This is a genomic window from Pseudomonas reinekei (assembly GCF_001945365.1).
GTDB lineage: Bacteria > Pseudomonadota > Gammaproteobacteria > Pseudomonadales > Pseudomonadaceae > Aquipseudomonas > Aquipseudomonas reinekei.
In genome coordinates this window covers 279,393-305,293 of the sequence record NZ_MSTQ01000003.1, presented here as the reverse complement: position 1 = coordinate 305,293, position 25,901 = coordinate 279,393, and the positions used below count along the sequence as shown (strand labels likewise).

26 protein-coding genes are annotated in these 25,901 nt (G+C 58.8%); 16 read left to right on the top strand and 10 right to left on the bottom strand.

Annotated features, from left to right (window positions below):
- Positions 1-200 precede the first annotated feature (200 nt).
- The 4 genes from BVK86_RS06120 (at position 201) to BVK86_RS06105 (ending at position 4,380) form a co-directional block, all read left to right on the top strand.
- Positions 201-1,232: an amino acid ABC transporter substrate-binding protein gene (locus BVK86_RS06120; RefSeq protein WP_075945576.1), complete on the top strand. Its 1,032-nt coding sequence runs from the start codon at positions 201-203 to the stop codon at positions 1,230-1,232.
- Between the two features lie 65 nt (positions 1,233-1,297).
- Positions 1,298-2,479 (top strand): amino acid ABC transporter permease, encoded by a 1,182-nt coding sequence (locus BVK86_RS06115; RefSeq protein ID WP_075945575.1) that lies wholly within the window; start codon positions 1,298-1,300, stop codon positions 2,477-2,479.
- Positions 2,480-2,489: 10 nt separating this feature from the next.
- The gene (locus tag BVK86_RS06110; protein WP_075945574.1) at positions 2,490-3,587 is read left to right on the top strand and encodes an amino acid ABC transporter permease; all 1,098 of its coding nucleotides are present in this window, start codon (positions 2,490-2,492) and stop codon (positions 3,585-3,587) included.
- 28 nt (positions 3,588-3,615) lie between these two features.
- The gene (locus tag BVK86_RS06105; protein WP_003178331.1) at positions 3,616-4,380 is read left to right on the top strand and encodes an amino acid ABC transporter ATP-binding protein; all 765 of its coding nucleotides are present in this window, start codon (positions 3,616-3,618) and stop codon (positions 4,378-4,380) included.
- Between the two features lie 66 nt (positions 4,381-4,446).
- On the opposite strand, the gene BVK86_RS06100 is transcribed toward BVK86_RS06105, so the two are convergent.
- Together BVK86_RS06100 and BVK86_RS06095 are read right to left on the bottom strand one after the other, a co-directional pair.
- Positions 4,447-4,932 (bottom strand): type II toxin-antitoxin system MqsA family antitoxin, encoded by a 486-nt coding sequence (locus tag BVK86_RS06100; protein WP_075945573.1) that lies wholly within the window; start codon positions 4,930-4,932, stop codon positions 4,447-4,449.
- Positions 4,929-5,240 carry a type II toxin-antitoxin system MqsR family toxin gene (locus BVK86_RS06095; RefSeq protein ID WP_075945572.1) on the bottom strand — a complete coding sequence of 104 codons (312 nt, stop codon included), beginning with the start codon at positions 5,238-5,240 and terminating at the stop codon, positions 4,929-4,931. Before BVK86_RS06095 ends, BVK86_RS06100 begins: the two co-directional genes overlap by 4 nt.
- Before the next feature lie 166 nt (positions 5,241-5,406).
- Between BVK86_RS06095 and BVK86_RS06090 the strand changes: the two genes are divergently transcribed.
- The 5 genes from BVK86_RS06090 (at position 5,407) to BVK86_RS06070 (ending at position 9,322) form a co-directional block, all read left to right on the top strand.
- Positions 5,407-6,066, top strand: coding sequence for a FadR/GntR family transcriptional regulator (locus tag BVK86_RS06090; RefSeq protein WP_075945571.1), 660 nt, complete (start codon positions 5,407-5,409; stop codon positions 6,064-6,066).
- On the top strand, positions 6,056-7,363 hold the full coding sequence (locus BVK86_RS06085; RefSeq protein ID WP_075945570.1) for a CynX/NimT family MFS transporter: 1,308 nt from the start codon (positions 6,056-6,058) through the stop codon (positions 7,361-7,363). Before BVK86_RS06090 ends, BVK86_RS06085 begins: the two co-directional genes overlap by 11 nt.
- 112 nt (positions 7,364-7,475) lie before the next feature.
- On the top strand, positions 7,476-7,946 hold the full coding sequence (locus BVK86_RS06080; protein WP_075945569.1) for a nuclear transport factor 2 family protein: 471 nt from the start codon (positions 7,476-7,478) through the stop codon (positions 7,944-7,946).
- Positions 7,947-7,986: 40 nt separating this feature from the next.
- The gene (locus BVK86_RS06075) at positions 7,987-8,298 is read left to right on the top strand and encodes a GIY-YIG nuclease family protein (protein ID WP_075945568.1); all 312 of its coding nucleotides are present in this window, start codon (positions 7,987-7,989) and stop codon (positions 8,296-8,298) included.
- 88 nt (positions 8,299-8,386) lie between these two features.
- Positions 8,387-9,322 carry a glutathione S-transferase family protein gene (locus tag BVK86_RS06070; protein ID WP_075945567.1) on the top strand — a complete coding sequence of 312 codons (936 nt, stop codon included), beginning with the start codon at positions 8,387-8,389 and terminating at the stop codon, positions 9,320-9,322.
- A 125-nt stretch (positions 9,323-9,447) separates the two neighbouring features.
- Here BVK86_RS06070 and BVK86_RS06065 read toward each other — a convergent pair whose 3' ends face one another.
- Positions 9,448-9,798 carry a glutaredoxin family protein gene (locus tag BVK86_RS06065; protein ID WP_075945566.1) on the bottom strand — a complete coding sequence of 117 codons (351 nt, stop codon included), beginning with the start codon at positions 9,796-9,798 and terminating at the stop codon, positions 9,448-9,450.
- Entirely contained in the window at positions 9,798-10,802 is a 1,005-nt protein-coding gene (yejK, locus tag BVK86_RS06060) for a nucleoid-associated protein YejK (RefSeq protein WP_075945565.1), read from the bottom strand. The genes BVK86_RS06065 and yejK overlap by 1 nt, the downstream gene beginning before the upstream one ends.
- A gap of 395 nt (positions 10,803-11,197) precedes the next feature.
- Between yejK and BVK86_RS06055 the strand changes: the two genes are divergently transcribed.
- Together BVK86_RS06055 and BVK86_RS06050 are read left to right on the top strand one after the other, a co-directional pair.
- Positions 11,198-11,479 (top strand): HU family DNA-binding protein, encoded by a 282-nt coding sequence (locus tag BVK86_RS06055; RefSeq protein ID WP_007905514.1) that lies wholly within the window; start codon positions 11,198-11,200, stop codon positions 11,477-11,479.
- Positions 11,480-11,763: 284 nt separating this feature from the next.
- Positions 11,764-12,201, top strand: a complete 438-nt coding sequence (locus tag BVK86_RS06050) for a DUF3757 domain-containing protein (protein WP_075945564.1) — start codon at positions 11,764-11,766, stop codon at positions 12,199-12,201.
- Between the two features lie 156 nt (positions 12,202-12,357).
- Here the strand turns inward: BVK86_RS06050 and rlmF are convergent, their stop codons facing one another.
- The 5 genes from rlmF to BVK86_RS06025 all read right to left on the bottom strand — a co-directional run bounded on the left by rlmF (position 12,358) and on the right by BVK86_RS06025 (position 20,215).
- A complete protein-coding gene (rlmF, locus tag BVK86_RS06045) occupies positions 12,358-13,389 on the bottom strand; it encodes a 23S rRNA (adenine(1618)-N(6))-methyltransferase RlmF (RefSeq protein ID WP_075945563.1) in 1,032 nt (343 codons plus the stop codon).
- Between the two features lie 128 nt (positions 13,390-13,517).
- Positions 13,518-16,364: a valine--tRNA ligase gene (locus BVK86_RS06040; RefSeq protein WP_075945562.1), complete on the bottom strand. Its 2,847-nt coding sequence runs from the start codon at positions 16,362-16,364 to the stop codon at positions 13,518-13,520.
- A gap of 167 nt (positions 16,365-16,531) precedes the next feature.
- Positions 16,532-17,848, bottom strand: a complete 1,317-nt coding sequence (locus BVK86_RS06035) for an MFS transporter (RefSeq protein ID WP_075945561.1) — start codon at positions 17,846-17,848, stop codon at positions 16,532-16,534.
- A 297-nt stretch (positions 17,849-18,145) separates the two neighbouring features.
- Complete coding sequence (locus BVK86_RS06030; RefSeq protein ID WP_075945560.1) at positions 18,146-19,390, bottom strand: transporter associated domain-containing protein; 1,245 nt, start codon at positions 19,388-19,390, stop codon at positions 18,146-18,148.
- A gap of 12 nt (positions 19,391-19,402) precedes the next feature.
- Positions 19,403-20,215: a cytochrome C assembly family protein gene (locus BVK86_RS06025; RefSeq protein WP_075945559.1), complete on the bottom strand. Its 813-nt coding sequence runs from the start codon at positions 20,213-20,215 to the stop codon at positions 19,403-19,405.
- A 210-nt stretch (positions 20,216-20,425) separates the two neighbouring features.
- On the opposite strand from BVK86_RS06025, the gene ffh reads away from it, so the two are divergent.
- The 5 genes from ffh (at position 20,426) to rplS (ending at position 23,996) form a co-directional block, all read left to right on the top strand.
- Complete coding sequence (ffh, locus tag BVK86_RS06020) at positions 20,426-21,802, top strand: signal recognition particle protein (protein ID WP_075945558.1); 1,377 nt, start codon at positions 20,426-20,428, stop codon at positions 21,800-21,802.
- A 249-nt stretch (positions 21,803-22,051) separates the two neighbouring features.
- Entirely contained in the window at positions 22,052-22,303 is a 252-nt protein-coding gene (gene rpsP / locus BVK86_RS06015; protein ID WP_003198088.1) for a 30S ribosomal protein S16, read from the top strand.
- A gap of 5 nt (positions 22,304-22,308) precedes the next feature.
- Complete coding sequence (rimM, locus tag BVK86_RS06010) at positions 22,309-22,845, top strand: ribosome maturation factor RimM (RefSeq protein ID WP_075945557.1); 537 nt, start codon at positions 22,309-22,311, stop codon at positions 22,843-22,845.
- A gap of 2 nt (positions 22,846-22,847) precedes the next feature.
- Entirely contained in the window at positions 22,848-23,600 is a 753-nt protein-coding gene (gene trmD / locus BVK86_RS06005) for a tRNA (guanosine(37)-N1)-methyltransferase TrmD (RefSeq protein WP_034149002.1), read from the top strand.
- A gap of 45 nt (positions 23,601-23,645) precedes the next feature.
- On the top strand, positions 23,646-23,996 hold the full coding sequence (gene rplS, locus BVK86_RS06000) for a 50S ribosomal protein L19 (RefSeq protein WP_003175895.1): 351 nt from the start codon (positions 23,646-23,648) through the stop codon (positions 23,994-23,996).
- 58 nt (positions 23,997-24,054) lie between these two features.
- Here rplS and BVK86_RS05995 read toward each other — a convergent pair whose 3' ends face one another.
- The gene (locus BVK86_RS05995; protein ID WP_075945556.1) at positions 24,055-25,866 is read right to left on the bottom strand and encodes a cation:proton antiporter; all 1,812 of its coding nucleotides are present in this window, start codon (positions 25,864-25,866) and stop codon (positions 24,055-24,057) included.
- Between the last annotated feature and the right edge of the window lie 35 nt (positions 25,867-25,901).

Genomic DNA, 25,901 nt, shown 5'->3' with positions numbered 1-25,901 from the left:
CGAACGTGAAAGGGCTACAGCCCGTTCGGCCGATTGGTGAGAAGTGAGTTGTCCATTATGTGGATTTTCTCCTACTAGACTCATGGCTACGGTCCTTACGTCGGTTGACCCTAAAAAAAGCCAACACGGGTCAGCAACGCCTCAAAAGGGTGCGACTGGACTCACGCTCCGACACAACAAGAGCAAAACTGGAGGTTTGAATGAAGATGTTGAAATCCACCCTGGCCGTCGTGACTGCAGCCGCAGTACTCGGCGTCAGTGGGTTCGCTCAGGCGGGCGCGACCCTGGATGCAGTTCAGAAGAAAGGTTTCGTACAGTGCGGCGTCAGCGATGGCCTGCCTGGTTTCTCGGTTCCAGATGCCACCGGCAAAATCGTCGGCATCGACGCTGACTACTGCCGCGCTGTAGCCGCTGCCGTTTTTGGCGACGCGACCAAGGTCAAGTTCAGCCAGTTGAACGCCAAAGAGCGCTTCACCGCGCTGCAGTCCGGCGAAATTGACATTCTGTCGCGCAACACCACCATGACCAGCTCCCGTGACGCGGGCATGGGTCTGAAATTCCCGGGTTTCATCACCTACTACGACGGCATCGGTTTCCTGGTTAACAACAAACTGGGCGTGAAGAGCGCCAAGGAACTGGACGGTGCGACCATCTGCATCCAGGCCGGTACCACCACCGAGCTGAACGTTTCCGACTACTTCCGCGGCAACGGTCTGAAATACACCCCGATCACTTTCGACACCTCCGATGAAAGCGCCAAGTCGCTGGAATCCGGTCGTTGCGACGTGCTGACCTCCGACAAGTCCCAGCTGTTCGCCCAGCGCAGCAAGCTGGCTTCGCCGAAGGACTACGTGGTTCTGCCGGAAACCATTTCCAAAGAACCTCTGGGCCCGGTCGTACGTAACGGTGACGATGAGTGGCTGGCGATCGTCCGCTGGACTGGCTACGCCATGCTCAACGCCGAAGAAGCCGGTATCACTTCGAAAAACGTCGAAGCTGAAGCCAAGGCCACCAAGAACCCGGACGTTGCTCGTCTGCTGGGTACCGACGGTGAATACGGCAAAGACCTGAAAGTGAAGAAAGACTGGGTCGTACAGATCGTCAAGCAAGTCGGCAACTACGGTGAAGTGTTCGAGAAAAACCTCGGCAAGAACACTCCGCTGGAAATCGACCGCGGGCTGAACGCCTTGTGGAACGCTGGCGGCATTCAATACGCACCACCAGTGCGCTGATGGTTCTATCACCCGGTGGGCCAACCGCCGGGTGATGTTCTGTTCCATTATTTCCGGGGCACTTCATGCAAAATTCAATCGGCGCACCAAAGCAGAGGCTCAGCCTCAGCGATCCACGAGTGCGTGCGTGGGTATTCCAGATCATCACGATTATCGGGGTGGTCTCGCTGGGCTGGTTTCTGTTCGACAACACGCAAACCAACCTTCAGCACCGGGGCATTACCTCCGGTTTCGACTTTCTGGAGCGCAGTGCCGGTTTCGGCATCGCTCAACATCTGATCGACTACACCGAAGCGGACAGCTATGCCCGGGTGTTTGTCATCGGTCTGCTCAACACCCTGCTGGTGACCTTCATCGGCGTGATCCTGGCGACGATCCTCGGTTTCATCGTCGGTGTGGCGCGGCTGTCGAAGAACTGGATCATCGCCAAAGTGGCGACGGTGTATGTGGAAGTCTTCCGTAACATTCCGCCGCTGCTGCAGATCCTGTTCTGGTACTTCGCGGTATTCCTGACCATGCCAGGGCCGCGCAACAGCCATAACTTCGGCGACACCTTCTTCGTCAGCAGCCGTGGCCTGAACATGCCGGCTGCGCTGATGGCCGACGGTTTCTGGGCGTTTGTAACCAGCGTCGTGGTGGCCATCGTTGCCATCGTGCTGATGTGCCGCTGGGCCAACAAGCGCTTCGAAGCCACCGGTGTGCCGTTCCACAAGTTCTGGGTCGGCCTGGCGTTGTTCCTGGTGATCCCGACACTGTGCGCGCTGATTTTCGGCGCACCGGTGCACTGGGAGAAGCCGGAGCTCAAGGGCTTCAACTTTGTCGGTGGCTGGGTGCTGATCCCGGAACTGCTGGCCTTGACCCTCGCCCTGACCGTGTACACCGCGGCGTTCATCGCCGAGATCGTGCGCTCGGGCATCAAGTCGGTCAGCCACGGCCAGACCGAGGCGGCGCATTCCCTCGGCCTGCGTAACGGTCCGACCCTGCGCAAGGTGATCATCCCGCAAGCCCTGCGCGTGATCATTCCACCGCTAACCAGCCAATACCTGAACCTGGCGAAGAACTCCTCGCTGGCGGCCGGTATCGGTTATCCGGAGATGGTGTCGCTGTTTGCCGGCACGGTGCTGAACCAGACCGGTCAGGCGATCGAGGTGATTGCCATCACCATGAGCGTGTACCTGGCGATCAGTATCAGCATTTCCCTGCTGATGAACTGGTACAACAAGCGCATTGCGCTGATCGAGCGGTAAGGAAAAGCGCATGAGTACTCATACTTTCAAACCTGACATGCCTCCACCGAGCAGCAGCATCGGCGTGGTGGCGTGGATGCGCGCGAACATGTTCTCCAGTTGGCTCAACACCCTGTTGACCCTGTTCGCGTTCTACCTGATCTACCTGGTGGTTCCGCCGATCCTGCAGTGGGCGATCATCGACGCCAACTGGGTCGGCACCAGCCAGGCCGACTGCACCAAGGAGGGCGCCTGCTGGGTGTTCATCCAGCAGCGTTTCGGTCAGTTCATGTACGGCTACTATCCGCCGGAAATGCGCTGGCGCGTGGACCTGACCGTGTGGCTGGCGGTCATCGGCGTGGCACCGTTGTTCATCTCGCGCTTCCCGCGTAAAGCGGTGTACGGCCTGAGCTTCCTGGTGCTGTACCCGATCATTTCCTGGTGCCTTCTGCACGGTGGCGTTTTCGGCCTGCCCCAAGTGGCGACCAGCCAGTGGGGCGGCCTGATGCTGACCCTGGTAATCGCTACCGTCGGTATCGCCGGTGCGTTGCCGCTGGGGATTGTCCTGGCACTGGGCCGTCGTTCGAACATGCCGGCGATTCGCGTGGTCTGCGTGACCTTCATCGAATTCTGGCGCGGCGTGCCGTTGATCACGGTGTTGTTCATGTCCTCGGTGATGTTGCCGTTGTTCCTGCCTGAAGGCATGAACTTCGACAAACTGCTGCGGGCACTGATCGGCGTGATTCTGTTCCAGTCGGCCTATGTGGCCGAGGTGGTTCGCGGCGGTCTGCAAGCGATCCCTAAAGGTCAGTACGAAGCGGCCGCGGCGATGGGCCTGGGTTATTGGCGCAGCATGGGCCTGGTGATTCTGCCGCAAGCCCTGAAGCTGGTGATCCCCGGTATCGTCAACACGTTCATTGCACTGTTCAAGGACACCAGTCTGGTGATCATCATCGGTTTGTTCGACCTGCTGAACAGCGTCAAGCAAGCGGCTGCCGATCCGAAGTGGCTGGGCATGGCCACAGAAGGCTACGTGTTCGCGGCCCTGGTGTTCTGGATTTTCTGTTTTGGTATGTCGCGCTATTCCATGCATCTGGAACGCAAGCTCGACACTGGCCACAAGCGCTAAGGCGCTACCCAATTTAGGAAGTTTTGTGATGAGCGAAGCAATCAAACAGCCTGTAAGCCCTGAAGGCATTATTCAGATGCAGGGCGTGAACAAGTGGTACGGCCAGTTTCACGTACTCAAGGACATCAACCTCAACGTCAAGCAGGGCGAGCGCATCGTTCTGTGCGGGCCGTCGGGTTCCGGCAAGTCCACCACCATCCGCTGCCTCAATCGTCTGGAAGAACACCAGCAGGGTCGTATCGTGGTCGACGGCGTGGAACTGACCAACGACCTCAAGCAGATCGAAGCGATCCGTCGCGAAGTCGGCATGGTGTTCCAGCACTTCAACCTGTTCCCGCACCTGACCATCTTGCAGAACTGCACCCTGGCGCCGATGTGGGTACGCAAGATGCCCAAGCGCAAGGCCGAGGAAATCGCCATGCACTACCTGGAGCGCGTACGCATTCCGGAGCAGGCGCACAAGTACCCGGGGCAACTGTCCGGCGGTCAGCAACAGCGTGTGGCGATCGCCCGGGCACTGTGCATGAAGCCGAAAATCATGCTGTTCGACGAACCGACGTCCGCCCTCGACCCGGAAATGGTGAAAGAGGTACTGGACACCATGATCGGCCTGGCCGAAGACGGCATGACCATGCTCTGCGTGACCCACGAAATGGGCTTCGCCCGCACCGTGGCCAACCGCGTGATCTTCATGGACAAGGGCGAAATCGTCGAACAGGCTGCGCCGAACGACTTCTTCGACAACCCGCAAAATGATCGGACCAAGCTGTTCTTGAGCCAGATTTTGCATTGATCGACGCTTGGCAGTGAAATAAACCCGGACTGAGTTCCGGGTTTATTTTTACCTGGGTTTTTGTCATCACGCCTGTGCTGTTTCCTGTTCCGGGAAGTGCGCGGCCAGCAACCGCCGCAAGTCAGTGCCATCGTTGATCGCGTGTATTTCGGCGAGCAGGTGAGGGTGACGATCCAGCAGGCGCATAAGATTGAACAAGGGTTGAGGCGGTGGAAGCTCGCCGCGTTCGTAGCGGGAAAAAGCGTTGTGACCTCCACCTGATAGCAATTTCACTGCTTCTTTTTGCGTGAGGTGCAATTTGCGGCGGATGCGTTTCATCTCGGCGCCCATCACCTGGAAGCACTCTTCGAGCAATTTATCGCCAGCGTCGGAATATCGTTCGGCGCTGTCAGTATCGTTATCGAAAATGATCTCGCCACAGGCTTTGCATTCCCAACCTGCAATGTCGTGCACCCAACGTGAAACGTTCTTGTAGTCGACAGTCAAACTGCGACGTTCGAAATGTTGCATCGCCTCTTGAGTACCACAGCTCATGCATTGCCGTGCATTCATAGATTCTTCTCCTTGAAAGAGATCACGGGAGGACCGCCGTTGGGGCAGTAGGTGATTTTTATGTACAACTCCAAATCGTGAAATCCAATGTGGTAAACGTCCTGCCAGTTTCGGTGGCTGGTGTAGCAAGTCATGGACTTGTAGAACATCCGGCGATCCAGCGAGCAGATGGCTTGCTGCATATGTTTGAGGTTTAACCCCATGCCCTTGCCCGAGCTCATCGCGCTACCGGTAAAGGCTTTGGCGCCCAGCCTGATGACCTCTTGCTTCACCACCGCCAGCTCGTAATGGGGTGTGTTCTTTTCCATAAGAAACCAAAACCCTGTCCCTGAAATTACCCTTAAAGGGTAATTTTGACTAATCGAAAATCCCGCTCCATTTCCTGCCTTATGACGGTAGGTGGTTGCCGTCCTACATGAAGCTGACTACCATGTCAGAAAATTCATCCTATGATTGGATGAAAGGGCGAGTTCTATGTCAGAAATTTCTCCATTAGTTAAACGGTCCCTGGTCGATCAGGCCCTGGACCAGTTGCGCCAGCGCATCACCCAAGGCGTGTGGACGGTGGGCCAGCGCTTGCCCACCGAGCCCGAGCTTTCGGCCGAACTGGGCATCAGCCGCAACACCGTGCGTGAAGCCATGCGCGTGTTGGCGTTTTCCGGGTTGATTGAAATCCGTCAGGGTGACGGCAGTTATTTGCGCGCGGTGGTTGATCCGCTGGATACCTTGAAGGCGTTGTCCAGTTGTTCGCGGGAGCAGGCGCGCGAAACCCGGCACATCCTCGAAGTCGAGGCCATCGGCTTGGCCGCATTGCGCCGTACCGACGAGGATTTGGTAGCGCTGCGCGAAGCACTGGGCGTCAGTGGCAGCCACTATCACGGCGACCTCGACACTTATATCGCCTGCGACCTGGTGTTCCACCGCCGCTTGGTGGACGCCGCGCACAACCCGACGCTCAGCGAGTTGTATCGCTACTTCTCCAGCGTCGTCGGCGCGCAGTTACGTCACTGCCTGAACATCACGCCCCGACGCCAGGAGGTGTTTGACCTGCACATCGCACTGCTCGATGCCGTCGAACAACGCGACCCGGAGCGGGCCAAAGCCCTGTCGAGGCAGTTGATCAATGAACCTTGAAACCGAGAACACCATGTCCAGCCAGTACAGCCACATCGCTGAAACCAGACGCACGGCAGAGCTCGAACAGCTGTTGATCGATGCCGAGACCGATGACGAGCAGGTCCAGCAAACTCATCCGGTCCTGCGTCGGCCATGGTTGTTGCTGCTGGGCTTGATTCTGGTGGCGCTGAACCTGCGACCGGCGTTGTCGAGCATGGCGCCGATGCTCAGCGAAGTGTCGAAGTCCCTCGGTCTGTCGGCGTCCGAGGCCGGTTTGCTGACAACACTGCCGGTGCTTTGCCTCGGCCTGTTCGCGCCGTTGGCGCCGCTGCTGGCGCGTCGTTTCGGTGCCGAGCGGGTGGTGCTGGGCATTTTGCTGACCCTTTCTGGCGGGATCATCCTGCGCAGCGCCTTTGGCGAAATCGGTTTGTTTGCCGGCAGCGTGTTGGCCGGTGCCAGCATCGGCGTGATCGGCGTCTTGCTGCCGGGCATCGTCAAGCGTGACTTCCCGAAACAGGCCGGCACCATGACCGGTGTCTACACCATGGCCCTGTGTCTGGGGGCGGCGATGGCGGCGGGGGCGACCGTGCCGTTGAGCGAGCATTTCGACAAGAGCTGGGCCATGGGTCTTGGCTTCTGGGTGTTTCCAGCGCTGGTCGCTGCGCTGTTCTGGATGCCGCAAGTGCGGCAAAAGCACGGCGCGCACCATGTCGCCTACCGCGTTCGAGGTTTGCTGCGCGACCCGCTAGCCTGGCAAGTGACCTTGTACATGGGCCTGCAGTCGTCGCTGGCCTACATTGTGTTCGGCTGGTTGCCGTCGATCCTCATCGGTCGCGGCCTGACGCCGACCCAGGCCGGTCTGGTGCTGTCCGGTTCAGTGATCGTGCAACTGGTCAGTTCTCTGGCCGCACCATGGCTGGCCACACGAGGCAAGGATCAGCGCCTGGCCATCGTGATCGTCATGGCGCTGACGCTTGGCGGTTTGTTCGGCTGCCTGTATGCACCGATCGAAGGCTTGTGGGGCTGGGCGATTGTGCTTGGGCTGGGGCAGGGCGCAACGTTCAGCCTGGCGTTGACCTTGATCGTATTGCGCTCGCGGGACGCCCATGTGGCGGCGAACCTGTCGAGCATGGCCCAAGGCTTCGGTTACACGCTGGCATCCATGGGGCCGTTCGCGGTGGGTATCGTGCATGACTGGACCGGCGGCTGGACGGCTGTGGGCTGGATCTTCGGGGTGATCGGCCTCGGTGCGATCATCGCCGGGCTCGGTGCCGGGCGTGCGCTCTACGTTCAGGTAGAAAGTGAAAAGCTCTGAACCCTGCACACTGTCGGTATTCGGCTCGCGAATGCCGATAGTGTTTCGTTCGATTGCAGACTATCGTGCAGGCAATCTTTCGAAGCCATTTTGCGTCACAGGGAGTCTGCCCATGAATGAAGACCACAGCGCCTTGATCACCCGGTTCTATCAAGCCTTCCAGCGCCTCGATGCCGAAGCCATGGCGGCCTGCTATACCGAGGATGTGGTGTTCAGTGATCCTGCGTTCGGCGAACTCCGTGGCCGTGATGCTGGCGACATGTGGCGAATGCTTACCACCCGGGCCAAGGATTTCTCCCTGACCTTCGATAACGTCCGCGCTGACGAGCGCGCCGGTGGCGCTCATTGGGTGGCGACCTATCTGTTCAGCCAGACCGGCAACACGGTGATCAACGACATCCAGGCGCGTTTCGTTTTCCGTGACGGCAAGATCTGCGAGCACCATGACCGTTTTGATTTGTGGAAGTGGTCGCGTCAGGCCCTGGGCGTCAAGGGCTTGCTGCTGGGCTGGACCCCCGTGGTGCGCAACGCCGTCCGCGCACAAGCGCTGAAGGGGCTGAAGGCATTCCAGGCCAGTCGCTGATAAGATTGCGGCGTGTTTTCTTTGCAGCCCTGATCGTTCCGTGACCACCCTCAACGAAAATCCTATCGACGTCGAAGCGCCTGCAAGCAAACCGTGGTTTGTCTACCTTGTGCGTGCTGCCAATGGTTCGCTCTATTGCGGGATCAGCGACGATCCGGTGCGCCGCTTCGCCAAGCATCAAAGCGGCAAGGGCGCACGGTTTTTTCTGTCCAGCCCGGCCATGGCGCTGGTCTACACCGAAGCCTGCCGCGACAAAAGCGAAGCGTTGCGTCAGGAACGGCTGATCAAAAAACTTCGCAAAAGCGCCAAGGAGTGCCTGGTGGCGAGCGCCGCTGCCGCCTTATCAATCTGACTGATGGGGTCTCATTAGGCAGATCTGTAGGCTGCTAAGCGTTTGCACGCTAAGCTGCGGGCTCCTGATCTTTGCGGCGGAGCCGAGCATGTCCGAGTTGATTCTGCATCATTACCCCACGTCGCCCTTTGCGGAAAAGGCGCGGCTGCTGCTGGGTTTCAAAGGATTGTCCTGGCGTTCGGTAAAGATCTCGCCGGTGATGCCAAAACCCGATCTCACCGCCCTGACCGGTGGCTACCGCAAGACGCCGGTGTTGCAGGTCGGCGCGGACATCTATTGCGATACGGCACTGATTGCCCGTCGACTGGAACAGGAAAAAGCCCTGCCGGCGTTCTACCCGGAAGGTCAGGAAATGATTGCCGCTTCGTTCGCCACCTGGGCCGATTCGGTGGTGTTCCAGCACGCGGTCAGCCTGGTGTTTCAACCGGAATCGGTCGCCGTTCGTTTCGGCAATTTACCGCCGGAAGCGATCAAGGCGTTTCTCGCTGACCGCGCCGGATTGTTCAGCGGTGGAAGTGCTACACGCTTGTCCGCCGAACAAGCCAAGCATCAATGGCCGACGATCATGGCACGCCTCGAACAGCAGCTGCAGCGCGAGGAGGGGGATTATCTGTTCGGCGAGCCGTCGATTGCCGACTTCGCACTCGCACACCCCATGTGGTTCCTCAAGGCAACGCCCGTGACCTCGCCGCTTGTGGATAACTATCCGGCGGTCTCGGCATGGTTGTCGCGTGTACTGGGTTTCGGCCACGGTGCGCCGAGCGAGATGACTTCTGAAGAAGCGCTGGAGGTTGCACGCAACGCTACGCCGGCGGCATTGCCGGACGAAGTGTTTGAAGATCCGAATGGGTTCAAGGCGGGCCAGAAGGTGATCATTGCCGCGACCGACTATGGCGTCGATCCGGTGGCGGGTGAGTTGTTGTTTGCGGGGCGTGAGGAATTGATTGTGCGTCGCGAGGACGAGCGCGGCGGCGTGGTGCATGTGCACTTTCCACGCTTCGGATTCCGTATCGAAGCACGCTGATACAAAGCAACTTGCGGCGAGGGAGCTTGCTCCCGCTGGACTGTGCAGCCGTCCCGGTTTTGGGGCCGTTTCGCGACCCAACGGGAGCAAGCCCCCTCGCCACAGCATTGTGTGTATCCGATGGATTACTTCAATGCAGCCAGAATCGCATCCGGGTCATACCCGCGAATCAGCGTCCCGTTCACATCAATGATCGGAATCCCTCCACCGCCCAGAGCCTCGTAATCCTTGCGCGCCTCGGCATCTTTTTCGATATCGAATTCCTTGTACGGAATGCCTTTCTGATCGAGAAAACGCCGGGTCAGTTTGCAGTAGCCGCACCATTCGGTGGCGTAGAGCACGACGTTGGCTTTGGCCTGGGTCTGCTCGGACACCACTTGCGACGGGTTGAACACACGCTCGATCTTGCCCCAGTTCTGATAGACCACCACCACCAGCAGAATCAGCAGGCATTTCTTCAGTACATTGCCGAGCATCAGTTGCGTCGCTTGAGCTGGTCAGTCAAGGAGGTCGGCAAGCCTTTGATGATCAGCGTACCGGCTTCTTCGTCGTACTCGATCTTCGAGCCCAGCAGGTGGGCCTCGAAGCTGATCGACAGGCCTTCGGCGCGCCCGGTGAAACGACGGAACTGGTTGAGGGTGCGTTTATCGGCCGGGATCTCCGGTGACAGCCCGTAGTCCTTGTTGCGGATGTGATCATAGAAAGCCTTGGGGCGATCTTCATCGATCAGTCCCGAGAGCTCTTCCAGGCCCATGGGCTCACCCATTTTTGCCTGGCTGCTGGCGTAGTCGACCAGGGTCTTGGTCTTCTCGCGCGCGTCGTCTTCCGGCAAGTCTTCGCTTTCAACGAAGTCGCTGAATGCCTTGAGCAAGGTACGAGTCTCGCCCGGGCCGTCGACGCCTTCCTGACAACCGATGAAGTCACGGAAGTATTCCGAGACTTTCTTGCCATTCTTGCCTTTGATAAACGAAATGTACTGCTTGGATTGTTTGTTGTTCTGCCACTCGGACACGTTGATTCGCGCCGCCAGATGCAGCTGGCCCAGGTCGAGGTGGCGGGACGGGGTCACATCCAGTTCGTCGGTCACGGCCACGCCTTCGCTGTGGTGCAGCAGGGCAATCGCCAGATAGTCGGTCATGCCTTGTTGGTAGTGCGCGAACAACACATGGCCGCCGACCGAGAGGTTGGATTCTTCCATCAGCTTCTGCAGGTGTTCCACGGCCACGCGGCTGAAGGCGGTGAAGTCCTGAGCGCCGTCGAGGTATTCCTTCAGCCAGCCGCTGAACGGGAAAGCACCGGACTCCGGATGAAACAGACCCCAGGCCTTGCCTTGCTTGGCGTTGTAGCTTTCATTGAGATCGGCAAGCATGTTCTCGATGGCGGCGGACTCGGCCAGTTCAGAGTCTCGAGCGTGGAGAACTGCAGGCGTGCCGTCGGGTTTTTTGTCGATCAGGTGGACGATGCAATGACGGATCGGCATGGGCTTCTCGGCTGATTGAAGAGAGGAGTGCAGTCTCCCCCGAAAAAGCGCTCAGTGTACCGCAACCACTGGTTTTGGCGCGGTACGAAGGGCAATTCCCGGGTGACCGGCGGCGCTGATGCGTATTTTTCCCGATTTAGAGCAATAAAGCTGACCAAATGGGTAGCTAGAGGCGGATATTTCCCCGTCTCTGTGCTAGTTTTGCCCGGTCTTGCGCGAAGTCACTGCGTTAAGCCTGCAGTCAGCTTTTGTCAGGTCGAACCAAACCCTGATTTCGGTATCTATAACCCCGATCCCGAGGTTATTCGCCGAGGGTGCCAGATCCAGAAGATCGGGCTCGATGGCTGACATTGCACTCTGCAATCCATATGAATTTGATAGGGAAGGAACACTACATGGCTCTTACTAAAGACCAACTGATCGCCGACATCGCTGAAGCTATCGACGCGCCAAAAACCACCGCGCGTAACGCTCTGGACCAACTGGGCCAAATCGTTGCTGATCAGCTGGAAAACGGCGGCGAAATCACTCTGCCAGGTATCGGCAAACTGAAAGTGACTGAGCGTCCTGCCCGTACCGGTCGCAACCCTTCGACTGGCGCTGCCATCGAAATCGCTGCCAAGAAAGTGATCAAGCTGGTTGTGGCCAAAGGCCTGACCGACGCTGTTAACAAGTAAGACTTGTTAAAAAAAACCGTGCGCCGGAGCGATCCGGGCACGGTTTTTTTGTGTCCGTCATAAAAGTCTTCGAAAGTTCGATTGATGCAACATTTTATTTATTGTGCTGCGGCTTTTTTATTGTAAATTGAATAAGTCAGTTTTCTCCATCTATCTAGCGAAGTTTCCCACAATACTGATAGTTGAGTGTACGCCGTGAATCGGTAGTATCGGTCTGGTGTCGCGCTCGGCTTTGCGTAAAAGCCAAACACTAAATTCTGGTTGTTAATAACAGTGGACGTTTTATGAAACTTAAACAGTTGGTGATGTGCGTGGCGATTCTGTTATCCGGTCAGGCCTGGGCAAATGTCACGGAGTACTGTCCAAGTCCTTCAGACATCAAGGAAGTGACCCCAGGTGTTTATAAAGCGCCGACGGCCGGTGGCGCTGATGAGTGGTACGGCACCTCTCAAACCGGCCAGGGGCCGGTGGGTGAGTTCGAGTTGGCCATATTTGCACCTCACAAGGATGTGGTGGATGCTGTTGTCATTGGTGAAGTTCTGCGTTGTGGTTATGCGCTGCAACAGGGCGGCGCGGTCGATATGCGCTTCAAGCGGGAAGGGGTCGTGGCCAATATTGAAACCAATGGACCCTGGAAAGAGTGGAACTCACGGTACTACTGCGAGAATAAAGAAGTACGCGGTTGCGCTTTCAAAGAGGTCGTCAGGGTAGCGAAACGCTAATACGCGATTTGTTCGATCCTGGGTATTGGGTCAAACATGGCCAATTCAAACAGTCAGCCAGTAATACTTGTAAAAAAACCGTGCGCCGGATTAATCCGCGCACGGTTTTTTGTTTGCGATAAAGGCTGGCTCAAGGCCGGGCGCCGCTATGTTCTGTTATTGCGTTGAAGCGTTTGTCCAGCGCGCCTGACGCCAAGCCTGTTGCTGTGCGTTGGTCTGGAACGTCCAAGCGACGAAGCGGCTCTGCTTTTGGCCTTGACCCATTTCTACCACCCGACTGTCTAGCGCACCGGCCTTTTTCAAGGCTGCCTGGATCGCCGGCAGGTTTGAGGCCTTCGACACCAGCGTGCTGAACCACAGCACTTGTTGCGCTACCTGCGCGCTCTCGCTGACCAGTTGCGTGACAAATCGCACTTCGCCGCCTTCACACCACAACTCCGCCGCCTGTCCACCGAAGTTCAACACTGGGAGCTTGCGTTTCGGATCGGCTTTGCCCAAGGCGCGCCATTTGCGCGTGCTGCCCCGTGTGGCTTCGTCCAGTGAGGCGTGGAAGGGAGGGTTGCACATCGTCAGGTCAAAACGCTCTTCGCTCTCCAGCAGGCCGGTGAGAATCTGCTTGGGGTTGCTTTGCTGGCGCACCTGAATGGCTTTATTCAGACCGTTGGAAGCAATGATTGCCTTGGCCGCGGCAATGGCCGTGGCGTCGATGTCGGAGCCGAGGAATTGCCAGCGGTAGTCGCTGTAGCCGATCAACGGGTACACGCAGTTGGCGCCCATGCCGATGTCCAGCACCTTCACGGCGGCGCCACCGGGAATGACACCCTCATTGCCACTGGCCAGCAGGTCGGCAAGGAAGTGCACATAGTCGGCCCGGCCCGGTACTGGCGGGCAGAGGTAATCGGCCGGAATATCCCAATGGGCAATGCCATAGAACGACTTGAGCAGCGCCCGGTTGAATACCCGCACGGCTTGCGGGCTGGCGAAGTCGATACTTTCCTTGCCATACGGGTTGATGATCACGAATTTCGCCAGTTCCGGCGTGGTCTTGATCAGTGCCGGGAAGTCGTAGCGACCCTGATGGCGATTGCGCGGATGCAGGCTGGCCTTCTCGCGCGGCTCCACGGCTTTGGCCGGGGTCGCGGACTCGGGCTTTTTGCGTGCAGGTTTCGGTGTACGGGGGGCGGTCATGGCGGTGGTCGATTCGGGTATGGCTGAAAGTGGCGACATTGTCCCACATCCCGCCACTATCGGCGTGCCCCCTCATGGCACGAAAAAGGGAGGCCACATGGGCCTCCCTTTTTCATTGCGATTCGCCGTTACAGGCTGGCAATCCGCGCATGCTGCTCGGCCAACTTGCCCAGCGCCTGTTCGGCTTCGGCCAGTTTGGCGCGTTCTTTCTCGATGACTTCGGCGGGTGCCTTGTCAACGAAACCGGCGTTGGACAGCTTACCGCCGACGCGTTGCACTTCACCTTGCAGGCGCTGGATTTCCTTGTCCAGACGCGCCAGCTCGGCACCTTTGTCGATCAGGCCGGCCATTGGCACCAACACTTCCATCTCGCCAACCAGGGCAGTGGCGGACAGCGGTGCTTCTTCGCCCGCAGCCAGTACGGTGATCGATTCCAGACGCGCCAGCTTCTTCAGCAGGGCTTCGTTCTCGGTCAGGCGACGCTGATCTTCAGCGCTGACATTTTTCAAGAACAGCGGCAGCGGTTTGCCCGGCCCGATGTTCATCTCGCCACGGATATTCCGCGTGCCGAGCATCAGGCCCTTGAGCCATTCGATGTCATCTTCGGCCGCCTGATCGATGCGTGTTTCGTTGGCCACGGGCCAAGGTTGCAGCATGATCGTCTTGCCTTCGATACCGGCCAGCGGCGCGATGCGCTGCCAGATTTCTTCGGTGATGAACGGCATGAACGGGTGCGCCAGGCGCAGAGCCACTTCCAGCACGCGAACCAGCGTGCGACGGGTGCCGCGCTGACGTTCGACCGGTGCGTTTTCATCCCACAGCACAGGTTTGGACAGTTCCAGGTACCAGTCGCAATACTGGTTCCAGATGAACTCGTACAGGGCTTGTGCCGCCAGGTCGAAACGGAACTGATCCAGCTGACGGGTCACTTCGGCTTCGGTGCGTTGCAGCTGCGAAATGATCCAGCGGTCAGCCAGCGACAGTTCAAAGGCCTCGCCGTTCTGGCCGCAGTCTTCGCCCTTGTCCAGCACGTAGCGCGCGGCGTTCCAGATCTTGTTGCAGAAGTTGCGATAGCCTTCAACGCGACCCATGTCGAACTTGATGTCGCGACCGGTGGACGCCAGCGAGCAGAAGGTGAAACGCAGGGCGTCGGTACCGTAGCTGGCGATGCCGTCGGCGAATTCTTCGCGGGTCTGCTTCTCGATCTTCTTTGCCAGTTTCGGCTGCATCATGCCGGAGGTGCGTTTACTGACCAGCTCTTCCAGCTCGATACCGTCGATGATGTCCAGCGGGTCCAGGACGTTGCCCTTGGACTTGGACATCTTCTGGCCCTGGCCATCACGCACCAGGCCGTGCACATAAACCGTCTTGAACGGAACCTGCGGCGTGCCGTCTTCGTTCTTCACCAAATGCATGGTGAGCATGATCATCCGGGCAACCCAGAAGAAAATGATATCGAAGCCAGTGACCAGCACGTCGGTGGAATGGAATTTCTTCAGGAACTCGGTCTGTTCCGGCCAGCCGAGAGTGGAGAATGTCCACAGGCCCGAACTGAACCAGGTGTCGAGAACGTCGTTGTCCTGTTGCAGCGCCACGTCCGGGCCGAGGTTGTGCTTGGCACGCACTTCGGCTTCGTCGCGGCCGACATAGACCTTGCCTGACTCGTCGTACCAGGCCGGGATCCGGTGGCCCCACCACAGCTGACGACTGATGCACCAGTCCTGGATGTCGCGCATCCACGAGAAGTACATGTTTTCGTATTGCTTGGGCACGAACTGGATGCGGCCATCTTCAACGGCGGCAATCGCAGGCTCGGCCAGCGGCTTGGTGGACACGTACCACTGGTCGGTCAGCCAAGGCTCGATGATGGTGCCGGAGCGATCGCCCTTCGGCACTTTCAGGCCGTGATCGTCGACGCTGACCAACAGACCCGCGGCTTCGAACGCGGCCACGATCTGCTTGCGCGCTTCGAAACGGTCGAGGCCGGCGTATTCGGCCGGGATCTTGCCGTCGATGGTTTCGTTCAGCGTGCCGTCGAGGTTGAATACCTGGCAGGCCGGCAGGACTGCTGCGTTCTTGTCGAAGATGTTCAACAGCGGCAGGTTGTGACGCTTGCCGACTTCGTAGTCGTTGAAGTCGTGGGCCGGGGTGATTTTCACGCAGCCGGTGCCGAATTCAGGGTCGCAGTAATCGTCGGCGATGATCGGGATGCGGCGGCCAACCAGTGGCAGCTCGACAAATTTGCCGATCAGGGCTTTGTAGCGTTCGTCGTTCGGGTTAACCGCGACGGCGGCGTCGCCGAGCATGGTTTCCGGGCGAGTGGTCGCGACGATCAGGAAATCATTGCCTTCAGCGGTCTTGGCGCCGTCAGCCAGGGGGTACTTGAGGTTCCACAGGAAACCTTTCTCGTCGTGGTTTTCCACTTCGAGGTCGGAAATCGCCGTGTGCAACTTGGTATCCCAGTTGACCAGGCGCTTGCCGCGGTAGATCAGACCGTCTTCGTGCAAGCGTACAAACGCTTCTTTCACGGCTTCCGAGAGGCCGTCGTCCATGGTGAAGCGCTCACGGCTCCAGTCCACGGACGAGCCGAGGCGACGGATCTGACGGCTGATATTGCCGCCCGACTGGTCTTTCCATTCCCAGACTTTCTCGAGGAATTTTTCTCGGCCCAGATCGTGACGATTCTGGCCCTGGGCTTCCAGTTGACGCTCTACCAGCATTTGCGTCGCGATACCGGCGTGGTCGGTGCCTGGCTGCCACAGGGTGTTGCGGCCCTGCATGCGGCGGAAACGGATCAGGGCGTCCATGATCGCGTTGTTGAAACCGTGACCCATGTGCAGGCTGCCGGTGACGTTCGGCGGCGGGATCATGATGGTGTAGGACTCGCCCGCGCCTTGCGGGGCGAAGTAGTTCTCTGACTCCCAGGTGTTGTACCAGGAAGTTTCAATGGCGTGCGGCTGGTAGGTCTTATCCATGCGCGGCGGGACCCTATTGGCATTTATTCAGGAAAAGCCGGGAAGTATAGCGGGGATAAGCCGATGCGCGTAGAGCGAGGTGACAATGGGCGGGGGAAAAATGTGGCAAATTGACCCACAGGGATACCTATCCCTGTGGGAGCAAGCCTGCTTGCGATAGCGATCTATCAGGCGATGCGATTCAAATCGTTATGCCGTGTTTCCTTCAGGCACAGCACTGCAATCAAACTCAGCACCGCCGCGCCGGACACGTACCCGCCGACATAACTCAAGCCACCCAATGCCACCAGTTTCTGTGCGAAGAAGGGCGCCGCGGAGGCCCCGACAATCCCCCCCAGGTTGTAGGCGGCGGAGGCGCCGGTATACCGCACATGGGTCGGAAACAGTTCCGGCAGCAGTGCGCCCATCGGCGCAAACGTCACGCCCATCAAAAAAAGCTCGATGCACAGGAACAGCGCCACGCCCCAGGTCGAGCCCTGGGTCAGCAATGGCTCCATCAGGAAACCGGACAGAATCGCCAGCACGCCACCGATGATCAGCACCGGTTTGCGTCCGTAGCGGTCACTGGCCCAGGCAGACAGCGGGGTAGCGGCAGCCATGAACAGCACGGCAAAGCACAGCAGGCCGAGGAAGGTTTCGCGGCTGTAGCCCAGTGTCGCGACGCCATAACTCAGCGAGAAAACGGTCGAGATGTAGAACAGCGCGTAGCACACCACCATGGCGCCAGCCCCCAGCAGCACCGGCATCCAGTATTGGCTGAACAGCTCGACCAGCGGAATCTTCACTCGTTCCTGACGGGCGACGGCGTTGGCGAAAACCGGTGTTTCGTGAAGCTTGAGGCGCACGTACAGGCCAACCATCACCAGCGCAGCACTGAGCAGGAACGGAATCCGCCAGCCCCACGAACGGAACTGTTCGTCATCCAGTGACATGGCCAACGTGAGAAACAGGCCGTTCGCCGCGAGAAAGCCAATGGACGGGCCGAGTTGCGGGAACATGCCGAACCAGGCGCGCTTGCCCTTCGGCGCGTTCTCCGTGGCCAGCAGCGCCGCGCCGCCCCATTCGCCGCCCAGCCCCAGGCCTTGGCCGAAGCGCAGCACGCAGAGCAGGATTGGAGCCCAGGCGCCGATGCTGTCGTAACCGGGCAGCACGCCGATCAGCGTGGTGCACACGCCCATCAATAGCAACGACGCCACCAGGGTGGATTTGCGCCCGATACGGTCGCCAAAGTGGCCGAACAGCGCCGAGCCCAGCGGTCGCGCGAGGAACGCGATGCCGAACGTTAGAAAAGCCGAAAGCATTTGCGCCGTGCCGGACGTCTGCGGAAAGAACACCGGGCCGATCACCAGTGCGGCGGCGGTGGCATAAACATAGAAGTCGTAGAACTCGATGGCCGTGCCGATGAAGCTTGCGGTGGCCACGCGGGTCGCGGAGTTCGTCGGTTGCGCAGGTGTGGCGTCGTCGTAAGTCGTGCTGGTCGTCATGCGGTTATCCCTGACAGTCATGTGCCCCAGTGGAGCGAATTATTATGGTCGAGAACCCAGGGATGTGGGTGGCGGAACGGTCGCTGTTCGAGGTAGGAGCAGTCGTCGGTCTGTTACGGATACAGCGGGTGGTCAGGCCGGGACCAGAGAGGTGCGGGTATGCACCGGGTCGGCGAGGCTTGGGTAAGCGTCTCGATTATAGGAAGGTGGCTAACGATTGAACAAGTGGGGTGGTTTTTAAAGATTGCAGCCTCGCTCCTGTAGGCGTTTTCTCGCGAAGCGAGGCTGAGCATTCACCTATCTGACAGTCGCCATGGCAAGCGTCGGGCTGGTATGCCAGATGAGCACTCGCGTCACCCGGTTTTCTTCGGTCTCGAGGATTTCCAGGCGATAACGACCAATCTTCAGGCACACCGCGCTTTCTGGAATGGTTTCCAGCGCCTCGGTCACCAGGCCGTTGAGGGTTTTCGGACCATCGCTGGGCAGGTGCCAGCCGAGGCTCTTGTTGAGGTCGCGAATCGACGCCGCTCCATCGATCACCAGGCGGCCATCGGCCTGGGGGTGGATGTGCGGGTTGTTCAGGCTTTGCTGGCTTTCGAACTCGCCGACGATTTCTTCGAGAATGTCTTCCAGGGTCACGATGCCGAGCACTTCACCGTACTCGTCGACGACCATGCCCAGACGGCGCTGCTGTTTGTGGAAGTTCAGCAATTGCAGTTGCAGTGGCGTGCTTTCCGGTACGAAGTAAGGTTCGCGACTGGCCGCCATCAGCGCGTCCAGTGTCAGGCTGCCATCGTCCAGCAGATGGCCGATTTGCCGGGTGTTGAGTACGGCTTCAACCTGATTGATGTCACTGTGAAACAGCGGCAGGCGTGTGCGGGTGTTTTTGCGCAGTTGTTCGATGATGTCCTCGATCGGTTCATCGAGGTTGATCCCGTCGACTTCGCTGCGTGGTACCAGAATGTCGTTGACCGTGATGTTGTCCAGCGCATGGATGCCGGGCAGCGGGTGTGTCCTTTGGGCGGTCGGTTCGCGATCGTCGTGCTGGGCTAGTTGTGTCTCGTCTTCGCTCTGTTGTACGACCTTGACTTTGCGAGCGAACGGGCGGATCAGCAGTTGGCTGATGGCATTGAGCAGCCAGGCTGCCGGATAAACGATTTTCAGCGGTACGCGCAGCAAGCTGTTGCCAAAGGTCAGGATCGCATCCGGATGGCGAACGGCGAGGGTGCGCGGCAAATAGTCGGTGAGCACCAACAGCATAGCGCCCGCGCCCAGGCAGGCGGCCCACGGACCGTTTTCCGCCCAGGTGAAAATCGCCAGCAAGGTGCAAATCACCACCACCAGGGCGCGACACAGGGTATTGCAGAAGATCAGGCTGTCGAGCGGGAAGCTCAGTCTGGCCAACGGCTTGTCGCTTGAGCGCGAAGCGATGCGCTTGGCCAGTAAATGTTGATGAGCGGCTTCAATGGCGGAAAACAATCCCGACCATAAAACCAGCAGGGCCACTACAGCGAGCATCGGCCCTAAGGGCAAGTCGTCCATTAATGCCGCCCGTCAGATGTGCAGGATGTATTCACGGACCAGCTTGCTGCCGAAATACGCCAGCATCAGCAGGCAGAATCCGGCGAGGGTCCAGCGAATGGCCTTGTGTCCGCGCCAGCCGAGGCGGTTACGGCCCCAGAGCAGCACGCTGAAGACGATCCAGGCCAGGCAGGCCAGCAGGGTCTTGTGCACCAGATGCTGTGCGAACAGATTCTCGACGAACAGCCACCCGGAAATCAGTGACATCGACAGCAGGGTCCAGCCGGCCCAGAGGAAACCGAAGAGCAGGCTTTCCATGGTTTGCAGCGGCGGGAAGTTCTTGATCAGCCCGGACGGATGCTTGTGCTTGAGCTGATGGTCCTGGACCAGCAGCAGCAGTGACTGGAACACCGCAATGGTGAACATGCCGTAGGCGAGGATCGACAGCAGGATATGGGCAAGAATGCCCGGCTCTTCGTCAATGATTTGCACCGTGCCGGCGGGAGTGAACTGCGCCAGTAGCACAGTCAATGCACCGAGGGGAAACAGTAGAACCAGCAGGTTCTCCACTGGTATGCGCGAGCAGGCCAGCAGGGTCAGGGCGATGACCGCGGCGGCAATCAGGCTGGCGGCACTGAAGAAGTCCAGGCCAAGGCCGATCGGCGTCAGCAGGTGGGTTACCAGGCTGGCGCTATGGGCCAGCACCGCAAGCACGCCGAGCGTGACCAGCAGGCGCTTGTTGGCCTTGGCGCAGTTGGCCAGGCGAGTGCCTTGATAGAATGTCGCAGCGGCATATAAAGAAGCGGCGGCGAGGGTGGTAAGCAAGCTGGGTGACAAGGGGAGCATAAATCCTGTTAGGCAAGCCCGAAAGGCGCTGAGTTTGGCATAGAACCCACTCAGCACGAAAGACCAGACAAGCTGACGGCGAGGTGTCCGCCAGACGCAGTCTTCGCTATAATCCGCGACCTGCCCACGCCGCAGGCTCGCCGAGCACAATTATAGTCCGGTCCGGGCCGCCATTATCCCGGTCTACACAGGGCCTGAAAGGATCGCGCAATGTTTGAAAACTTAACCGACCGTCTCTCGCAGACGCTGCGCCATGTCACCGGCAAGGCCAAGCTGACCGAAGACAACATCAAAGATACCCTGCGCGAAGTGCGCATGGCGCTGCTCGAAGCCGACGTCGCCCTGCCGGTGGTCAAGGACTTCGTCAATTCGGTCAAGGAGCGCGCTGTCGGCACCGAGGTGTCGCGCAGCCTGACGCCGGGCCAGGCCTTTGTGAAAATCGTCCAGGCCGAACTCGAAAGCCTGATGGGCGCGGCCAACGAAGATTTGAACCTGAGCGCCGTGCCGCCAGCGGTCATCCTCATGGCCGGTTTGCAGGGTGCGGGTAAAACCACCACCGCCGGCAAACTTGCGCGCTTCCTTAAAGAGCGCAAGAAGAAGTCGGTCATGGTCGTGTCCGCGGACGTTTACCGTCCAGCGGCGATCAAACAGCTGGAAATGCTCGCCGGTGAAGTGGGTGTGACCTTCTTCCCCTCCGACCTGAGCCAGAAGCCGGTCGAGATCGCGCAAGCGGCTATTAAGGAAGCAAAACTCAAATTCATCGACGTGGTCATCGTCGATACCGCCGGTCGCCTGCACATCGATGAAGAGATGATGGGCGAGATCAAGGCGCTGCATGCCGCGATCAACCCGGTCGAAACCCTGTTCGTGGTTGACGCCATGACCGGCCAGGACGCCGCCAACACGGCCAAGGCCTTTGGTGATGCGCTGCCGCTGACCGGTGTGATCCTGACCAAGGTCGACGGCGACGCCCGTGGCGGTGCCGCGCTGTCGGTTCGTGCCATCACCGGCAAGCCGATCAAGTTCATCGGTATGGGCGAGAAGAGCGAAGCGCTCGATCCGTTCCACCCTGAGCGTATTGCTTCGCGCATCCTCGGCATGGGTGACGTGCTCAGCCTGATCGAACAGGCGGAGGCGACCCTCGACAAGGACAAGGCCGACAAACTGGCCAAGAAGCTGAAGAAGGGCAAGGGCTTCGACCTCGAAGACTTCCGCGATCAGCTGCAACAAATGAAGAACATGGGCGGCCTCGGCGGGCTCATGGACAAGCTGCCTAACATGGGCGGTGTGAACCTGGCGCAGATGGGTAACGCCCAGAATGCGGCAGAGAAGCAGTTCAAGCAGATGGAAGCCATCATCAATTCCATGACCCCGGCCGAGCGTCGTGACCCTGAGCTGATCAGTGGTTCGCGTAAACGCCGTATCGCCATGGGTTCCGGCACTCAGGTGCAGGACATCGGCCGCTTGATCAAGCAGCACAAGCAGATGCAGAAAATGATGAAGAAATTCTCCGCGAAAGGCGGAATGGCCAAGATGATGCGCGGGATGGGCGGTATGTTGCCCGGCGGCGGCATGCCGAAAATGTAAAGAATTCGCGCTGGAGCCTGCTCTGGCGCAGCCCACAGGGAAGTGGGATACACAGCAAACCCGCACTTGGCGGGAGCTGACCGGCCGTTTTCAACGACGGCTCTATAGCAAATCTGCTTGGCGACCGATAGGCCGCCGGAAAAAGTCATTTGCAAAAGTCCGGATATTCCTTAGAATATGCGGCCTTTCGGGCACCCATGCCCGCTGTGCCTTTAGATTTGCAGCACCGACTACAGGAACGATGTTCACATGCTAACAATCCGTCTTGCCCTTGGCGGCTCCAAAAAGCGCCCGTTTTACCACTTGACCGTAACCGACAGCCGCAACCCGCGCGACGGTTCGCACAAGGAACAGGTTGGTTTCTTCAACCCGGTTGCTCGTGGTCAAGAAGTTCGTCTGTCCGTGAACCAAGAGCGCGTAGCCTACTGGCTGAGCGTTGGTGCACAACCTTCTGAGCGCGTTGCTCAGTTGTTGAAGGAATCTGCTAAGGCTGCGGCCTGAGCAATATGAACGCGACGCCAGCTGTTGCTGATGATTTGATCGTTATCGGCAAGATTTATTCTGTTCACGGCGTTCGCGGCGAAGTGAAGGTGTATTCCTTTACTGATCCGATTAAGAACCTGCTGGATTACAAAACCTGGACGCTCAAGCGTGACGGCAATGTAAAGCAGGTAGAGCTGGTCAGCGGACGCGGGAATGACAAGTTCCTGGTCGCAAAGCTCAAGGGTCTCGATGATCGTGAAGAAGCTCGTCTTCTGGCCGGTTATGAGATCTGCGTGCCGCGCAACCTGTTCCCTGAACTGACCGACGGCGAGTACTACTGGTACCAGCTGGAAGGTCTCAAGGTCTTCGACACCCTCGGGCAATTGTTCGGGAAGATCGATCACCTGCTGGAGACCGGCTCGAATGATGTAATGGTGGTCAAGCCTTGCGCTGGCAGCCTGGATGATCGCGAACGCCTGTTGCCGTATACCGAGCAATGCGTGTTGGCCGTCGACCTGGCAGCAGGCGAGATGAAGGTGGATTGGGACGCGGATTTCTAAGCGTGGCTAACTTGCGCGTAGAAGTGATCAGTTTGTTTCCCGAGATGTTCTCCGCCATCAGCGAGTACGGCATCACCAGTCGTGCGGTGAAACAGGGGCTGTTGCAGCTCACCTGTTGGAATCCGCGAGACTACACGACGGATCGACATCACACTGTGGACGATCGCCCGTTTGGCGGTGGTCCGGGCATGGTGATGAAGATCAAGCCCCTGGAAGACGCTCTGGTTCACGCCAAGGCAGCCGCCGGGGAGGGCGCGAAGGTGATCTACCTGTCGCCCCAAGGCCGTCAACTGACTCAGTCGGCGGTGCGCGAGTTGGCGAATCTGGATGCATTGATCCTGATTGCCGGCCGCTATGAAGGCATTGACGAGCGTTTTATTGATGCTCATGTCGATGAAGAGTGGTCGATTGGCGACTATGTACTGTCTGGCGGCGAGCTGCCGGCGATGGTCCTGATCGATGCGGTTACACGACTGCTGCCTGGAGCTTTAGGGCATGCGGACTCCGCCGAGGAAGATTCCTTTACGGATGGTTTGCTGGATTGCCCGCACTACACCCGACCGGAGGTGTATGCGGATCAGCGTGTTCCCGACGTATTGCTAAGTGGCAATCACGCGCACATCCGGCGTTGGCGTTTACAGCAGTCCCTTGGTCGGACCTATGAACGACGCGCCGATCTTCTGGAAAGCCGCTCGCTTTCTGGAGAAGAGAAGAAGCTGCTCGAGGAATACATCCGCGAGCGGGACGATAGTTAACAACGTATCGATGGTAGATCCGACGATTTACCTTAGGAGCACAGCATGACTAACAAAATCATCCTTGCACTCGAAGCAGAGCAGATGACCAAAGAGATCCCTACCTTTGCCCCGGGCGACACCATTGTCGTTCAGGTGAAAGTGAAGGAAGGCGACCGTTCGCGTCTGCAAGCGTTCGAAGGTGTTGTTATCGCCAAGCGTAACCGCGGCGTAAACAGTGCATTCACCGTTCGTAAAATCTCCAACGGTGTTGGCGTAGAACGTACTTTCCAGACCTACAGCCCGCAAATCGACAGCATGGCCGTTAAACGTCGCGGTGACGTACGTAAAGCCAAGCTGTACTACCTGCGTGACCTGTCTGGTAAAGCAGCTCGCATCAAGGAAAAACTGGCTTAAGTCCAGCTTCCGATGCAGAAAAAAGCAGCCTGCGGGCTGCTTTTTTGTTGTCTGCGATTTATGCAGCGCCGCTTGCCTGCGGCTGAATCAACGCCAACAACGTCCACCCCGCCGAAGGTTTCAGCGAGCTCTCCGGCGTCACTACGTGCACCCAGCCACTGTCGTCGCGAGCAAACAGCAGCGTCGCACGTTCACCATGCAACGCCTGATAATCCTCCCAGCCGAAGCCCTCGGTCAGGTGTGTGCTGTACAACTCGGCCCCCTGATGCAGCTGATTGGCCAGTTTGACGTAGGTTAATTCCTCATTGCCCAGCAAACGCCCGCGATGTTCATGGCTGGCGCGGTGCTTGTCGGTGCGGCGATTCTCTTGACCACTGGCCAGCCCGAACAAGCGTTGATGACCAAAGTCATGACGAAAACGCATCGACGCCAGAGTGTTCAGTTCGCCGGATGGCGACAGTGCCAGCAAATGCCCAAGTCCCACCAGGTCCAGGTGCGCATCGGCATGTTGAGAGGCCGGGTTGCCGAAATAGGTGGGCAAACCTTCCATGCGCGCCGCCCGGATGTTTTCCCAGCTCGAATCGGTCAGCAACACGCGGCTGCCCAGTTGTTGCAGGGCTTTGCCCAGCGTGCGCGCCGGGCCGTTGGCGCCGATGATGAGAAAGCCGCTAGGCGCCGGTTCAGCCACCTTCAACAGACGCGCCAAGGGGCGCGCTGTGGCACTTTGCAGCACGACAGTGCCGATGATCACGGCGAAGGTCAGTGGCACCAGCAACAGTGCACCTTCGTGACCCGCTTCATGCAACCGTATGGCGAAAATGGCCGATACCGCTGCCGCCACTATCCCGCGAGGTGCAATCCAGGCCAGCAATGCCCGCTCGCGCCAGTTCAGGCTTGAGCCCAGGGTGCTGAGGGTCACGTTCAACGGTCGCGCGATGAATTGAATGATCAGCAGCAGAATCAGGACCCATGGCCCGAGACCGAACATGGCATTCAGGTCAAGGCGCGCTGCCAGTAGAATGAACAGCCCGGAAATCAGCAGGACACTGAGGTTTTCCTTGAAGTGCAGGATGTGGCGCACATCCACACCCTTCATATTGGCCAGCCACATGCCCATCAGGGTCACGGCCAGCAATCCGGATTCATGTGTCACCTCGTTCGAGGTGATGAAAATCCCCAGCACGGCGGCGAGCGCTGCCAGGTTATGCAGGTATTCCGGTAGCCACTGGCGACGAATCAGGGTGCCCAGCAGCCAACCACCAAAAATGCCGAACAGACTGCCGCACAAGATCACGCCACCGAATGTCAGCAGGCTTTCTTTGATACCGTGGCCTTCGGCGCTGGCGATGATGAAGCTGTAGACGACCACCGCCAGCAGGGCGCCGATCGGGTCGATGACAATCCCTTCCCAGCGCAGGATGTTGGCAATCGAGGCTTTCGGGCGCACGACGCGCAGCATCGGTACGATCACGGTCGGACCGGTCACCAGGGTCAGGCTGCCGAACAGGATGGCCAGCATCCAGTCGAAATCCAGCAGCCAGTGAGTGGCAACGGCAATGACTACCCATGTGGAAAGAGCGCCGACGGTCACCATACGGTGCACGACACTGCCTATTTCTCGCCACTCCGATAGATGCAGGGTCAGGCTGCCTTCGAACAGGATCAGCGCGACGGCCAGGGACACCAGTGGCATCAGTAATGGCCCGAACATCTCCTGCGGGTCGAGCAGATGCAGCACCGGGCCGACCAGGATGCCAGTCAACAGCAGAAAGAGGATCGCCGGCAGTTTCAAGCGCCAGGCCAGCCATTGGCAGAGCAGCGCCGCTGCACCAATTGCGCCAAACGCCAATAAGATCTGCTGTTCGCTCATTGCGGCTCCCTGTTCCTTGTCATGGCGGCCTATGA

Bases quoted from the DNA above. Each gene is read 5' to 3' on its own strand.
- BVK86_RS06050 (WP_075945564.1), top strand. From the start codon at position 11,764: ATGAAACTTAAACAGTTGGTGATGTGCGTGGCGATTCTGTTATCCGGT.
- BVK86_RS06090 (WP_075945571.1), top strand. From the start codon at position 5,407: ATGTCAGAAATTTCTCCATTAGTTAAACGGTCCCTGGTCGATCAGGCC.
- BVK86_RS06120 (WP_075945576.1), top strand. From the start codon at position 201: ATGAAGATGTTGAAATCCACCCTGGCCGTCGTGACTGCAGCCGCAGTA.
- BVK86_RS06085 (WP_075945570.1), top strand. From the start codon at position 6,056: ATGAACCTTGAAACCGAGAACACCATGTCCAGCCAGTACAGCCACATC.
- BVK86_RS06035 (WP_075945561.1), bottom strand. From the start codon at position 17,848: ATGACGACCAGCACGACTTACGACGACGCCACACCTGCGCAACCGACG.
- yejK (WP_075945565.1), bottom strand. From the start codon at position 10,802: ATGCCGATCCGTCATTGCATCGTCCACCTGATCGACAAAAAACCCGAC.
- rlmF (WP_075945563.1), bottom strand. From the start codon at position 13,389: ATGACCGCCCCCCGTACACCGAAACCTGCACGCAAAAAGCCCGAGTCC.
- rimM (WP_075945557.1), top strand. From the start codon at position 22,309: ATGAACGCGACGCCAGCTGTTGCTGATGATTTGATCGTTATCGGCAAG.
- BVK86_RS06115 (WP_075945575.1), top strand. From the start codon at position 1,298: ATGCAAAATTCAATCGGCGCACCAAAGCAGAGGCTCAGCCTCAGCGAT.
- BVK86_RS06080 (WP_075945569.1), top strand. From the start codon at position 7,476: ATGAATGAAGACCACAGCGCCTTGATCACCCGGTTCTATCAAGCCTTC.
- BVK86_RS06095 (WP_075945572.1), bottom strand. From the start codon at position 5,240: ATGGAAAAGAACACACCCCATTACGAGCTGGCGGTGGTGAAGCAAGAG.
- BVK86_RS06065 (WP_075945566.1), bottom strand. From the start codon at position 9,798: ATGCTCGGCAATGTACTGAAGAAATGCCTGCTGATTCTGCTGGTGGTG.
- rplS (WP_003175895.1), top strand. From the start codon at position 23,646: ATGACTAACAAAATCATCCTTGCACTCGAAGCAGAGCAGATGACCAAA.
- BVK86_RS06025 (WP_075945559.1), bottom strand. From the start codon at position 20,215: ATGCTCCCCTTGTCACCCAGCTTGCTTACCACCCTCGCCGCCGCTTCT.
- BVK86_RS06110 (WP_075945574.1), top strand. From the start codon at position 2,490: ATGAGTACTCATACTTTCAAACCTGACATGCCTCCACCGAGCAGCAGC.
- BVK86_RS05995 (WP_075945556.1), bottom strand. From the start codon at position 25,866: ATGAGCGAACAGCAGATCTTATTGGCGTTTGGCGCAATTGGTGCAGCG.
- BVK86_RS06070 (WP_075945567.1), top strand. From the start codon at position 8,387: ATGTCCGAGTTGATTCTGCATCATTACCCCACGTCGCCCTTTGCGGAA.
- BVK86_RS06105 (WP_003178331.1), top strand. From the start codon at position 3,616: ATGAGCGAAGCAATCAAACAGCCTGTAAGCCCTGAAGGCATTATTCAG.
- BVK86_RS06055 (WP_007905514.1), top strand. From the start codon at position 11,198: ATGGCTCTTACTAAAGACCAACTGATCGCCGACATCGCTGAAGCTATC.
- BVK86_RS06100 (WP_075945573.1), bottom strand. From the start codon at position 4,932: ATGAATGCACGGCAATGCATGAGCTGTGGTACTCAAGAGGCGATGCAA.
- BVK86_RS06040 (WP_075945562.1), bottom strand. From the start codon at position 16,364: ATGGATAAGACCTACCAGCCGCACGCCATTGAAACTTCCTGGTACAAC.
- BVK86_RS06030 (WP_075945560.1), bottom strand. From the start codon at position 19,390: ATGGACGACTTGCCCTTAGGGCCGATGCTCGCTGTAGTGGCCCTGCTG.
- ffh (WP_075945558.1), top strand. From the start codon at position 20,426: ATGTTTGAAAACTTAACCGACCGTCTCTCGCAGACGCTGCGCCATGTC.
- rpsP (WP_003198088.1), top strand. From the start codon at position 22,052: ATGCTAACAATCCGTCTTGCCCTTGGCGGCTCCAAAAAGCGCCCGTTT.